A 13,866-nucleotide genomic window follows, 5' to 3' on the forward strand; every position below is an offset into this window, starting at 1 on the left:
GGGATGCGGCATCAGCTTGGGATGCGGCATCGGCTTGGGATGCGGCATCGGCTTGGGATGCGGCATCGGCTTGGGATGCGGCATCGGCTTGGGATGCGGCATCGGCTTGGGATGCGGCATCGGCTTGGGATGCGGCATCGGCTTGGGATGCGGCATCGGCTTGGGATGCGGCATCGGCTTGGGATGCGGCATCGGCTTGGGATGCGGCATCGGCTTGGGATGCGGCATCGGCTTGGGATGCGGCATCGGCTTGGGATGCGGCATCGGCTTGGGATGCGGCATCGGCTTGGGATGCGGCATCGGCTTGGGATGCGGCATCGGCTTGGGAGGCGGCATCGGCTCGGGGGGCGACATCAGCTTAGGATGCGACATCAGCTTGGGATGCGGCATCAGCTTAGGATGAGATATTAGCTCGGGATGCGGCAGTGGCTCGGGAGGCGACATCAACTCAAGATGCGACATCAACTCAGAAAGCGGCATCAGCTTAGGAAGAGATAATAGCTCGGGATGCGGCATCGGCTTGGGATGCGGCATCAGCTTAGGATGCGATATTAGCTCGGGGCTTGATTACAGAAATGGCAATGATTACCAATACGAAAATAGTATTTTCAATCGGCGACACAGCAACTGAGGATGCGCATCATAAGAGGTGACATCAACTCAGGATGCGAATCACTCAGGGGCGAATCAGCTCGGGAAGCGCAGCGGCTCAGGGGAGACATAGGCTGGAGGCAACACAACTCGAGAGCGCATACAACTCAGGATGCGACAGCTCAATCAGATGCGCAATACTCGGGAGCGACATCAGCTCGGGGGGCGACAATAGCTCGGGAGGCGGCAGCGGCTCGGGGGGCTACAATAGCTCAGGGAGGCGACAAAGCTCGGGAGGCTACAATAGCTCGGGACTTAGTTATGAAAATGGCAATGATTACCAATACGAAAATACTACTTTCAATCGACTACACAACGACGAATACATATGATGATTTGACTTTGAATGAAACGGCGACTGTATCGGCCGCGGATGATACAGAATTATGGCTCTCGTTATTCTTGCCATAGTGATGTACTTTGTGTTTGTATTACTATGGCTTTTTTAATTTTCTTGATGCGGATGGCATCAGTTTGTTCTATTTGAAAAGGAGATGACTTTATGTCTTTATTAAAAAAATATCGTAAACAAATGGCTTTTACTTTATTGGCTACCGGCGCTATTACTATCGCACCTATTGATGCTTTTGGAACTACTCCGTCGTACCCAGATAATTCTATTGGGAAGTTAATTGAGGCAGCAACAACTAAAGACGACAAAGGCAACATTACTGGAGTTAACGATAATATAATCGGCTATATTGAAGAGTTCCCAGATGGGGTAGATGCAGATGACTTAGCGATCGATGCTAACTTAAATGCTGCACTCAGGTTTACCGAGTTGCATATTTCTGACATATTAGGTTTGGAGTTTTCTAAAGATCAAGGGTATATTAATTTGCTAGAGGACGATGACAATGTGTTTTCTGAGTTGAAAAAAATGCTTAGCACCACAACTATTTCTAAATCTGCTAATCCTGGATTGGTGGAACATCTCAAGTCTCTCACAACAATAATTGCGGACACTACTGATAATGTGAAGAAACTGAAGATTGAAGTGGGCGCAGGTTCGGAATACAAAACTTTGATCGATACGCTAAAAGCTGAGATTCATTACGTTGATGCTCATATGGATTTCTCTGAGTTTGCTTCAGTGAATGCGGATACTGCAAGTGAAAAACCATTCGATTTCGGAGACAACACCAAAACTGTAAAAGATAGTGATCCGACAACGGCGGTATCAATTGCGATTAGTAAGGACGGCTCAGATGTATCCGAAAACAATTACTGGGTAACGCAGGAAACTTATAATGCATTGAAGTCTGCTCTCGATGATGCTGTTGAAACTTTGATGAATGTATACAAAGATACCACAATTCTCTCTACTCCAACTACTGGATTCGATGCGGCGGTGGAATTATTAGATCCTCCAATTGATGACAAGACACCTGCTACTACTTCAGCATTCTCAACTTTTGCTGCGGGTAATGAATTCAAAAATGAGATTGATACTAACGGCACTGCGTTAGCTATGGGTGCAAAAGCTATAGCGTTGCTACCAGATGAGACTGTCTACAAAATTGAACAGATGCTTGGCACCAAGGAGAATCACACAACCGCTGAAAATATTGATGAAACCATCGCGGCATTAGAAGATGCATATGACGAATATCTTGCAGCTGAAAAAGGTTCAGCCGAACTTGCTGATCCAGATACATTTGCGTTAGACACCAAAATCGCCTTGGCGATGACGGGATTGACATCTACCGATGCTATTGCTGGAACCATCCCTACTGTACCTACCTTTGGAACTTCCACCACGGAGGTTATATATGTATACACTAAGGATGATGGAACTGCTGTAGCAAAATCAGAGGCCACTACTATCAAGCTAAACACTAAGGAGATTCTGAATACTCTGAATGCAAATAATATGGGATTCGATGATGACTCTACATTCTTTATCGCTCCAGTAGTAACTGATGATCCATATGATCTTGTAACTGAGAATTTTGAATTAGCTGACGTAACGGTAACTGGAGAAATTCCTCTTAAGTACATCACCAAGGCGGAAGCAAATGCAAAATTTAAAGCTGTAAAAGCAATGGTTGATGAGATGAAACTTTATGATGGTAAAGATATTACAGAAAATGGCGGAGAAGCTGGTGTTGATACTGAAGCCGAATATAAAGCATACCGTGCAGAAATCAGTGCGGGAGTTTCAGCGGCGGCTAAAAATGATTATGATGCGGATACCAAAATCACTCTTGTAGCCGAGAAGATGGCGGCATTTGGCGAAGAGATGGTAGAATTTGCCAAAATGGGCACTGGTGCGGAGCAGAAAATTGTGGCGAATACATTAGGGCAATACTTAGCTCGCCTCGGCTATACTACTTGGGATGATACTGATAAGATATACAAACCAGTAACGATAGATACAACTAATCCTGCGTTCGTTAACCAAAAAGCTGTGGGTACAGATAGTACCGAAGTTGCGGGCACCGCTCCAAAGGAAATTGGCGATATCAAGATTGATCTTGAAAGTACTTCAATAACTGCCAAAACGGACTTCTTTAATATTTCAACTAATGGCGTAGATATTCCTGAATCACAGTCTTGGGTAACTGTAGAAGAACGCGATGCCCTTGCCGCAGTATTATTGAGTGCTCATGAATTACTTGAAGAAAATCAAGACACTTCTTCTATAGTCGCAATACCGAGGTTAGAAGCAAAAATCGAAGAGGTGAAAGCGGCAATTGAGGCATATGATGCGGCCGCTAAAGAGGGTCTCCAGGACAACTTCGAAGAAGAGGTTAAGAAGATCTATGATGCATTAGATAAAATAAAGACATATATGTACCTTCCTGCATTTGACATTGAAGAGAGTAACACACAAGCCATGCCTGTTATTTCCCAGCAAAGACAGATGGAGGAAAAATCATTAACTACTAGCAAAACTGCATTATCAAACGAAGGTATTTTCGCTATCACTCGTGAAGTGATTTTACATTAGAGAAGGGTACCACGAAATCTGATGCATATAGCACTATCCAGAATCAAAAACTTATCGATACTAGTAAAATCGAGAGCTACGTAACTCCAGCGGATCTTGATGCATTGTTTGCAGCGATCGACCCTGTAGTGTTGTTGATTAACAATCATACTATCGCTCCAGAGGGAGATATAGTAGACGTTCACTCTGATGCGATCAAGAATGCGAGCGATCTATATAACGACTTAGTTACTAAATACTTAAATGGCGAAATCGAAGCAATAGTCAATAAAATTGAAACAGCGGTGGGAGTTTTCGAAGATGCTAAGAAGGAAGTTGTGTCATATACCGCCCAAAGAGATCTTCTAGTTGCGGCGATAGATACTAATATGGAAGCTACTCCAGAAATTGACGCCGCAGATGGCTCAATTAGAGATCTAATCCGCGAGGATACTGATGGAACAGTTTATATAGATCCAGATTCAACAGAGCTTTTGGTATCAAAAGATGGTGGTTATACATTTGTGAAATACACCCCTATTGACGGTACTAATCCTGGCAAGTGGGAGACTGTTGATGAAGCTCCAGAGAAATGGGTTGATGAAGCGACGCTTTCGGCATATAACTTAGCAATTGTGGCCGCTGAGAAAGTTGTTGACGATAGTGCGATCGACGCTTATCTTGTAGTAGAAGGAACCTCAACTCCATCTGATGATACGAAAGACCCTACAGTAAGTACATTCGATCCAGCCTCTACGAAGCCATATGCCGAATTAAAGCTCAACGAAGATGTTCTAGCAAATATATTGTCAGCGGCGGCGAATGGTGAAGATTACTTCGAAGAAGCGAAAAAAGAACTCGATGCAGCTAAGGAGGCTTTCGAGAAGGCAGCTAAAGAGCCAGTAAAAACAGAGGCTGTTGAAGCAAAATTAGAGGAATTCAAAACGGCTCTTGAGGAGCTATACACCATTGAAGAGGCAGAGGCAGCAGATGAAACTTCACGTGATACTCTTGGATATGTGGCGGCGGGCACAGCTGATGACACCAAAGTAATTGTAGCTAAATTTGTGGATGATAATGGTAGTCCAGAAGACAAGACTGACGATACAATAATTGGATACTTCCCAGCTCACATCTACGTAAGTGACGATACCACTGGCGTAATTAACTCTGTTACAGACAAGGCATACGGGTTGAATACTAGTGGTGAGTCTGATGGTTCGGCTCCTAAGAAGTATGTAAATACTAGAGTATCCAAGAACTTTATCGAGGCCGTTCAAGCAGCAGAAGAAGTAAAAACCAAGAGCCTTGCGGACCTCAACAAATTGATTACTTCGAATGGCAAATACTTCGATAACATTATAGCTAAGTTGACAGCAGAGAAAGTGAAATTTGATGAGGCATCCAAAGCGTATATCGATATAACAGCCTTCAACACAGCCGCAACTGCTGCTCAAGCTTTAATTGGCGCCGGAACAGAATTAAGCGATAAATTCACATTCACAGATGCCGCTGGTGAAGAGTTCGTAAAAGCAGATGTATTCGCAGGACTAACAATTGCTAATGGCAAAGTAGATTTAACGACAGAAATTACATTGGGAACTAAATTAGTATTCTCACTTGATGGTATTTATGAATGCGATGAGAATGGCGTGGCATCTGAGGAAAAACTTGAAACAGGTACTACAACACACTGGGTAACTCCAACGATGTTCAAAAATCTCAAAGACGCTATCATCGAAGCACAGGAATTAGTCAATTTGGCAACTAGTCTTAACGAAGATATAGTATACGAATATGCTAATACCATAAATACCCTCAATACAATCGAAGCCGGTCTCGCTGCAACAGGAGATACTGATGCAGATAAGGCTCTTAAAGCGGCTGGTGCAGCAGCAGTAGGGGATCTCGAGCTTGCAGCCGGAGCGGAAGAAGTCTTCATAATTGCATTCGGCGATGATGCAACTGACGAACAAAAAACGTCAGCTACCAATCTTGCAAAAACACTAAAATCTGGCTATTTTTCAAGTCAAATAGATTTCACTAAAGTTGTGGTGGAGTTCGTACCAACTAAAATAGAGGTTATTGATGAATCTGCAGCTGCTGACTGGGTTAAGAAAGCGAAAGTAATTATCTATGGAGCTGACGAAGTAGCTGGCGGTGCTTTAGATACTACCAATCCTGATGTCCCTGTTGACAATAGAGATGCGTTAGTCAGCGAGCTACCAGGTGGATTCGATGTTCTTACGCTAGCCGCTCTTACAGCAGCTGACAAGAATGAGGATAAGGATGACGATGACAAAATTATTTATGGCCTATCTATGATCGAGATCGAAGAGGCATTTGGTGCCGCTGTATACTTTGAGAAAACATACATCGATGCGTTGAAAGCGGCGATAAAAGTAGTAGAAGATGCGGGCGAAGACGTAGAAGCCGAAGAAGTAGAAGCACTTGCATTGTTAGTAAATCAAGCACCGAAAGAAGTTAAAGATGTAGAAATCGAGAATAACGCGAAAATCGATCTATACAATAGTTACGTGAATACCGAGGCTCTATTAATGAAAGACGGCAAAGAAGTTGTAGCCAGCGACAACAAAGGTGCTTCAACATCTAAAGACACATATTGGGTAACATCCGCACAATTAAATGGTTTGAAGGCAGCGTTGACGAACACCGAAAAACTATTAAACAATACAACCACCACCGCAAAAGCATCTGCCATATTTAATAAAAATCTTGTTGCGCAACTTACAACTAACGCGCGTCTTGGAGCGGCGTTCAAGCCAGCACCAGGCACCGCAAATCCAGATGAGCTGACTAAACTTAATGCAGCCAAGGCCGAATTATTAGCACGAATAAATTACGCGACAGTTTTGATAGGCCAAAAAGCATATTTGGAAGACGGGACTCAAGATGAAAATGCCGTAATTATAGATGAAGGCAGAATCGTTGTCAGTACAGCATTCGGAACCGATGTATCTGGAGAAGATAAAGACGGCAATTTAATTCCAGATTCTGGAGATCGCTGGACATCGCAAGCGGCGCTCAATGCAGCGACGACAGCTGTCAAGGCCGCTGTTAATGCATATAAGCATACATTAGCAACTGAAACATCGTTAGACAAAGCGCAACTGATACTTAACAATAGCATCGCCAACTTCGAGAGAACCGCTCAATACGGAGCGAAAGAATTATACGCATCAGTGGCGGCGACAATGCAAACGTATGTGAACAACATCAGAAAAGGAAACGAAACTTATGCCGATGGGGCGATCATCGCAGCAGATCAATTAGCACAAAGTTTACTCAACGGAGCCGACGTCGCGGTAAACCAATATTGGTCAACCAAACTTGAAGTGACCAAGATTCTTAACGCAGCAACAGTGGCGGAAAACGTTCTTTTGAAATTTGCCAACCCTGATAAACCAACATCGAAAACTAGCCTTCCGGCGCTTGTCGTATCGCTCAATAATATTAAGAGATCGTACGAATACTTCTACGGAAGAGATTTAGAAGGCAAAGTGATCGACGAAATTGTTCCGAAAGTACAGCAAGGAACGAACTTAGTGGAGACATCAGAAATCCGCAGCCTTATCGAACTTTCTGTAGCGAAAGTCAACGACCTTGTATACCTCAAAGGAGCACCAAGACCGCATTTTAAATACACATTATCAGACGGAACTGCGGGCAACTCGTATGGCTACGACCAATTGATTCCAGATGAAGATTATAACTTCGAGAAAATGGAAGACGGCGACGATGGCAACGGAAATGGAATCGACGAAGAAGAAGCAGAAAACGGAATAGATATCCGCGTATCAAGTAAAGCCAATGGAATCGATGTACCAACCGATACTCAATGGGTACCAAGTGTCGCAGTAAATCAATTTGTAGCAGCAATCAATGGAGCGCAAACGTCATTAGACCGATTCGACATGGCCGCAGATAAAGTAAAAAATCAAATCATCCTAACAAACGCGATTGCAGCGTTAGAGAAAGCCAACGGAGCGTTCGACGCGGCAGTAAAAACATCAGATTCTTCTATCAGCGAGGCATCAGAAGCGTATCAAGATTCATACAAAACACTAGCAAATTCGATAATACAAGGTTTCAGTGTACTTGGATTCAATGAAAACGGTGTACTCGAGGAAGACATTAGCATGGCGAGTGGAGAATTAGCTATCGAGGTCGCAGTAAGAGGAACGTTATCAGGAGACGGTGGTGACGTCGACAGTTCATATAACTGGGTACCGATGGCAAATTACAACGGATTTAAAAACGCAGTGATCGTAGCGCAAACAGCACTCAATGCTCCAGCGGCAAATACCAAGAGCCTGACCACCGCATATACTATATTGAACAACGCGGCAACGACGTTGGCGAAAGTAGCAAGCGCTAGAGGCGAAGGAAGATTTGATGAAAGAGATGGATTAGTATCAGAATTGCAAGGACTTGTCGACGAGGCGAATGCAATTTTATTTGGAGACGACGGGGAAACACCAATTTTCACAAGTGCAACTGGCAGAGATGTACCGGTAGGCGAGAAATGGCTTACTGGACCAACAATATCCTCGTTGAATGCGCAAGTCACACTTGCAATAAACTCGATTACAAATGCCGGGACCAATCCGCACCCTGTAACTGGCTTAAAAGGCAACGGAAGAACTACAATAAATCAGTTAAACACTAACATTAAAACACTAACAACGGTATTAGACAAAACAGAACCAAAAGAAGGAACATTGGAAGGCGAGATGACCGATGCGGCAAAAGCGAGATTAATTCTCAAAGCTCAAATCGACCAAGCGAATGAATACGTAAAAACTCGCGTGAGTACTTATCAAGGAACTGAGTTAGCAGACGGAGTCATCTGGGTAACAAATGCGAACGTGGACGGATTTAAATATAGCGATACGGAGAACGCAGACTCGATACGACCTACAGTGTTCATATCAATGGCAGCAAAAAGAGCGATGCCAGCATACAATAAACCGTATACAGCGGTAGGAGCGAAAGAAGGCTATGAGCAAGCGAGCGCCGATTTACAAAGTGCCATCGACCAATTCGAAAATATTTTGGCAAATAAAACACCAAGCGGAGCGGAAGTTGGAGCAGGTGAACCACAACTATCTGGAATAGGATCACTCAATTCAATCAACGCTGAAAAAGTGGCAATCAACGCCAAAATGGCAGAATATTCCACAACAGTCAAATTAACCAGAGTCGCATCCGACGACACAGCAATAGCGAAGTTACCAGAAGGGGTGTATTACGCATCAGCAACAGAGATTGGAACAATGAACACCGCTATCGCAACAGCGAGAAAGGCACTAGGTACATTCGAAAAAACAGTCGATGCTGTCGAGTTTTTAAGAGACGTAGTGTCTGCTGATCTCACTGAAGCACACGATGAATTCTTAAATGCACGTAAAATGAAAGGTATATACGAAGAGACTACAATGGCAACGGCAACGACAGCGGTAGAAACATTATTCGATGGCGACGATGAGAACCAAATCATCCTTCCAGCTGGTTCAACTAGCGCAAGTGCCACAGCGTATATCAAAAATCTCGTTGAATCTGTTATAGCAAATGAAACTATCACGGTAGATGTTATTGATGCAAATATTAAAGAGCCAACAGCTGGAACCGCAGAGGAACCAGAAGGTGAAGCAGGCGAAGGTACAGCAAAAATCAAGTTAACTAATACCCAAGCGGCAGAAGATGCAACTGACAAAGAGGTAACTGTTGATGCAACCTTCAAAGTAGCGGCGACACCATATAAGTGGGACGCTATAAGCAAAACGAATGTACTAATGGCGGCATCGAAAGTTCATTCCAAGACAGAATTCGTAGTAGACGGTGCGATAGCGAAAGCGGCCCGCGATGCAGAAGCAGTTGACGCAGTCGACGATACAAAACTCGCAGCTGAAGCAAAGGCGGTCGCAGCTGATTTGAAGATACAAATCGAAAACTTGATCAACGACTCGGCGATAGAAGTGTTTGTTGTCGCAGCCGACTCTGATGAAAACAACGCATTAACTGGCGACAAAAATCTGACTACAATAACAGCGGCGACTGATGACTACGATAATCAAACACCAGATACCGAAAACAAAAAAGGAGAAGATGGCAAGTTAGAATTTAACGTAGCATTGAGATTAAGCTTTAACGAAGTTCCTGGAATCCTAATGATCGCCGAACCAGCTATCGTAAGCGAATTGGTTGAAGTTACCAACGATGATGCTGCTGGAACTGGCGCAAGCGATGAGTATTACACCGTTATATTTAAAGAGGCGTTGACAGCTAAAGTAACGGCGGCACCATACACCGTGAGTTCACCAGCCGACAAGGCAGCAGTTGATATGGCTAATACAATCTACACAGCGAACGTAAAAACAACAGCTCATAGTATTGAGAATACTCTTGAGAATCCAGCGACTACAGAAGCGTTAGCGAAGGCGCAAATTTCTAAGCAAATCACCAACTTGCTAACCGAAGGATTGGGAGACAACAGTACAGATGAAGCTCATAATTATGATGTTATCGAGGACGTAACTTTCGAAATTATCACTACAGAATTTAAGGCACCGACCCGAGAGGCAGCCGGATCATTCGCCTTTGCAGTTAAGTTCACCCAAGGCATTGATTCTACATCTAGTGCGGACCAAGCTGCATTGGCTATAGAGCAAAATCCAGAAGATGTATTAGGCGACTTCGTGGCCGCGCTAGAATCATTCCCTACATTTGCAGCCACTTACGTGTACAATGCAAGCGGTTCACTTGAAAAGGTTGATCCAAAAGATGATGGAAGCTTCGAATACGAGGAAGGTGTAGGACCATATGTCTTAGCCGACAAAATGCAACAGATAAGCTAAGAGCTAGCAGCGACATAATGATGTACCTTAACGCAGCAGTGAGCGAAGCGATAGGTGGAGGAGCTAAAGTTACACTCGATGATAAATACACAGCCTTCAAGAAAGCCCTTTCAGCAACACCAGCCAAAGCTGGAATAAACGGAATATTCAAATTTGTAGCCGTTGTAACAGATGGGGATAGAACCGAAAGAACATTCCAAATCACTATACCGATCGTCGCATTACCATACGAAAAACCAGAAGAAGTCAAAGCGGTAGAAGCGAACCTAATCTCGCTAGGAGTCGACCTTGAAGCGATCGGCCAATTTGAAGAAGAAGAGATACCGGCATTCAACGAACCAGTAATCGAGGAGAATTATGAAGACGAATTTGTAAGCGAATACACCGAGGAATTTGTAGAAGAAGAGTTAACATTCGACGAGCCAGCATACGAAGAAGAAGCATACGAAGAGCCTACATTCGACGAAGAATACTTCGAAGAGGAATATTTTGAGGAGTTGTTCGAAGAAGAAGAGTATTTCGAGGAGCAATTTGAGGAGCAATTCGAAGAAGAACTGTTTATGGAAGAATCATTTGACTTCTCAGCAAGTAAGAATAAGTCATTTATAGCAAGAGTGAAAAATCTATTTAAGCGTTCATAAGCCGACATATAGCACGAGGCTGAGCTTGTAGTAGCAATGATAGAAAGCCTTCCCTGGAATTTTTTGGGGGAAGGCTTTTTGTATGCTACCTTGGCGATAGCAGCTGTATTAGCAGTAACTTCGAGACATATGAGCATTTTTTAATATTGGTGCCAAATAGCCTATTCTCAATAGAGAATAACTAAAGAGGAGGTACTAAAAATAGCAAAACTCAAATTTCGGAGAGGCAGCGAGAGGTTCAGAATTTGTACAGCGTATTAAACATGCTCATACAAATAACTTGAAAAATTTGGTTTGAGATTTAGATTAGGATGAGATAATAGCTCGGGATACAACATCAACTCGGGATGCGACATCAGCTCAGGGATGCGGCATCAGCTTGGGATGCGCATCAGCTTAGGAGCGGCATCAACTCAGGAGCGGCATCAACTCAGGATGCGACATTAGCTCAAGCGGCATCAACTCAGGGAAGCGACAACAGCTCGGGATGCGGCAGTGGCTCGGGAGGCGGCAACAGCTCGGGAAGCGGCATCAACTCGCTAGGAGGCGGCATCAACTTAGGATGCGACAATAGCTCGGGATGCGGCATCGGCTTGGGATGCGGCATCGGCTTGGGATGCGGCATCGGCTTGGGATGCGGCATCGGCTTGGGATGCGGCATCGGCTTGGGAGGCGGCAGCGGCTTAGGAGGCGATATAATGGCTCGGGATGCGACATCGGCTCGGGATGCGACATCGGCTTGGGATGCGGCATCGGCTTGGGATGCGGCATCAGCTTGGGATGCGACATCGGCTCAGGGGGTGACATCAACTCAGGATGAGATAATAGCTCGGGAGGCGGCATCGGCTCAGGAAGCGACAACAGCTCAGGAAGCGACAACAGCTCAGGAAGCGACAACAGCTCAGGAAGCGACAACAGCTCAGGAAGCGACAACAGCTCAGGAAGCGACAACAGCTCAGGAAGCGACATCAACTTAGGATGAGATAATAGCTCGGGAAGCGGCAACAGCTCAGGAGGCGCATCTTAGGATGCGATAATAGCTCGGGAAGCGACAACAACTCAGGATGAGATAACAGCTCGGGAAGCGACAACAACTCAGGATGAGATAACAGCTCGGGAAGCGACAACAACTCAGGATGAGATAACAGCTCGGGAAGCGACAACAACTCAGGATGAGATAACAGCTCGGGAAGCGACAACAACTCAGGATGAGATAACAGCTCGGGAAGCGACAGCGGCTCGGGATGCGACAACAGCTCAGGAAGCGACAACAGCTCAGGAAGCGACAACAGCTCAGGAAGCGACAACAGCTCAGGAAGCGACAACAGCTCAGGAAGCGACAACAGCTCAGGAAGCGACAACAGCTCAGGAAGCGGCATCAGCTTGGGAGGCGGCATCAGCTCAAGATGCGGCATCAACTCAAGATGCGGCATCAACTCAAGATGCGGCATCAACTCAAGATGCGGCATCAACTCAAGATGCGGCATCAACTCAAGATGCGGCATCAACTCAGGAGGCGGCATCAACTTAGGATGCAATTCAATATGCTCGGGAAGCGAGCATAGCTTGGGAAGCGACATCAACTCAGGATGAGATAATAGCTCGGGAAGCGACAACAACTCAGGATGAGATAACAGCTCGGGAAGCGACAACAACTCAGGATGAGATAACAGCTCGGGAAGCGGCATCAACTTAGGATGAGATAATAGCTCGGGAAGCGGCATCAGCTTAGGAAGCGGCATCAGCTTAGGAGGCGATAATAGCTCAGGATGCGACAACAACTCAGGATGAGATAACAGCTCGGGAAGCGACAACAACTCAGGATGAGATAACAGCTCGGGAAGCGACATCAACTCAGGATGAGATAATAGCTCGGGAAGCGACATCAACTCAGGATGAAACATCGGCTCAGGAAGAGACATCAGCTCAGGATGCGACATCGGCTCAGGATGCGATAACATCCGCATATAGGATGTGACATCGGCTCGGGAGGCGGCAACAACTCAGGAAGCGGCATCAACTCAGGAAGAGACAACAGCTCGGGAAGCGACAACAACTCAGGATGAGATAACAGCTCGGGAAGCGACAACAACTCAGGATGAGATAACAGCTCGGGAAGCGACAACAACTCAGGATGAGATAACAGCTCGGGAAGCGACAACAACTCAGGATGAGATAACAGCTCGGGAAGCGACAACAACTCAGGATGAGATAACAGCTCGGGAAGCGACAACAACTCAGGATGAGATAACAGCTCGGGAAGCGACAACAACTCAGGATGAGATAACAGCTCGGGAAGCGACAACAACTCAGGATGAGATAATAGCTCGGGATGCGGCAACAGCTCAGGAGGCGACAAAAGCTCGGGAAGCGGCATCAACTCAGGAAGAGACAACAGCTCGGGAAGCGACAACAACTCAGGATGAGATAACAGCTCGGGAAGCGACAACAACTCAGGATGAGATAACAGCTCGGGAAGCGACAACAACTCAGGATGAGATAACAGCTCGGGAAGCGACAACAGCTCAGGAAGCGACATCAACTTAGGATGCGACAATAGCTCGGGAAGCGACATCAGCTCGGGAAGTGACATCAGCTTAGGAGGCGATAAGAGCTCAGGATGCGACATCAACTCAGAAAGCGGCATCAGCTCGGGATGCGACATTAGCTCAGGAAGCGGCATCAGCTGGGAAGCGGCATCAGCTCAGGAGGGCATCGCTCGGGAGGACATCAGCTCAGGATGCGACATCAACTCAGGATGAGG

General features: G+C 45.5%; 8 protein-coding genes. 6 read left to right on the plus strand and 2 right to left on the minus strand.

Translation table 11 applies throughout. From position 1 onward, the window contains the following. From PCY70_RS00005 to PCY70_RS00030, 6 genes are all read left to right on the plus strand, one after another. On the plus strand, nt 1-362 hold a 362-nt coding region (locus tag PCY70_RS00005), incomplete at its 5' end, for a hypothetical protein (RefSeq protein WP_305767939.1). A 271-nt stretch (nt 363-633) separates the two neighbouring features. After that, nucleotides 634-1,062, plus strand: coding sequence for a hypothetical protein (locus PCY70_RS00010; RefSeq protein ID WP_305767940.1), 429 nt, complete (start codon nt 634-636; stop codon nt 1,060-1,062). Between the two features lie 91 nt (nt 1,063-1,153). Continuing rightward, nucleotides 1,154-3,604, plus strand: a complete 2,451-nt coding sequence (locus tag PCY70_RS00015) for a hypothetical protein (protein WP_305767941.1) — start codon at nt 1,154-1,156, stop codon at nt 3,602-3,604. 104 nt (nt 3,605-3,708) lie between these two features. Then, nucleotides 3,709-10,461: a hypothetical protein gene (locus PCY70_RS00020; protein ID WP_305767942.1), complete on the plus strand. Its 6,753-nt coding sequence runs from the start codon at nt 3,709-3,711 to the stop codon at nt 10,459-10,461. Between the two features lie 17 nt (nt 10,462-10,478). After that, nucleotides 10,479-11,102: a hypothetical protein gene (locus PCY70_RS00025; RefSeq protein ID WP_305767943.1), complete on the plus strand. Its 624-nt coding sequence runs from the start codon at nt 10,479-10,481 to the stop codon at nt 11,100-11,102. A gap of 347 nt (nt 11,103-11,449) precedes the next feature. Continuing rightward, nucleotides 11,450-12,079 carry a hypothetical protein gene (locus PCY70_RS00030; protein ID WP_305767944.1) on the plus strand — a complete coding sequence of 210 codons (630 nt, stop codon included), beginning with the start codon at nt 11,450-11,452 and terminating at the stop codon, nt 12,077-12,079. Here PCY70_RS00030 and PCY70_RS00035 read toward each other — a convergent pair. Both PCY70_RS00035 and PCY70_RS00040 read right to left on the minus strand, forming a co-directional pair. Continuing rightward, nucleotides 12,071-13,069, minus strand: coding sequence for a hypothetical protein (locus PCY70_RS00035; protein WP_305767945.1), 999 nt, complete (start codon nt 13,067-13,069; stop codon nt 12,071-12,073). The genes PCY70_RS00030 and PCY70_RS00035 overlap by 9 nt on opposite strands. Next, entirely contained in the window at nt 13,024-13,785 is a 762-nt protein-coding gene (locus PCY70_RS00040; protein WP_305767946.1) for a hypothetical protein, read from the minus strand. The genes PCY70_RS00035 and PCY70_RS00040 overlap by 46 nt, the downstream gene beginning before the upstream one ends. Nucleotides 13,786-13,866 lie beyond the last annotated feature (81 nt).

It is taken from the genome of Candidatus Epulonipiscium viviparus (genome assembly GCF_030708075.1).
GTDB classification, from domain to species: Bacteria; Bacillota; Clostridia; order Lachnospirales; family Cellulosilyticaceae; genus Epulonipiscioides; species Epulonipiscioides viviparus.